Below are 593 nucleotides of genomic sequence, written 5' to 3' on the forward strand. Positions count from 1 at the left end.
CACGGCGACGACGGCCGCGGCAACTTCTACTACGGCAACTGGAACCCGCCGGCGGCCGGCACCTACACGCTCAAGGCCACGCCTTACACCGACGGCAAGGCCGGCACGCCAAGGACCGTTACCTTCACGATCACGAACTCAGGAGAAACTGTGATCCCATCAGATGCTGGCGGCTCGCAGGTGACGGGCTTCACGCTGGTGGACTCGCACACGGAGAAGGGGGTGCTGTCGATCACCGACGGGGCCACCATCAGCCTGAGCTCGCTGGCCAACACCAAGCTCAACATCGAGGCGACCACGGCCTCGGGCTTCGGCGGCAGCGTGAAGTTCGAGCTGAGCGGTGCCCAGAGCAAGAGCTACACCGACGGGGCTGCGCCTTACGCCCTGCACGGCGACGACGGCCGCGGCAACTTCTACTACGGCAACTGGAACCCGCCGGCGGCCGGCACCTACACGCTCAAGGCCACGCCTTACACCGACGGCAAGGCCGGCACGCCAAGGACCGTCACCTTCACGATCACAAAATAACAAGGCAGCAGCTCCCCCTTTCCGGGGGCGGCGGGCTGGCAGCGGAGCGGCGCGGGGGATTCCCC

Annotated in this window: 1 pseudogene; it reads left to right on the plus strand. The window is 66.8% G+C overall.

The annotated features are described in order from the left end of the window. Positions 1–528, plus strand: a pseudogene (locus PXG97_RS21445) (hypothetical protein); the annotation flags it as partial. Between the last annotated feature and the right edge of the window lie 65 nt (positions 529–593).

The sequence above is a fragment of the Pontibacter litorisediminis genome, from assembly GCF_029360645.1.
Taxonomy (GTDB): domain Bacteria; phylum Bacteroidota; class Bacteroidia; order Cytophagales; family Hymenobacteraceae; genus Pontibacter; species Pontibacter litorisediminis.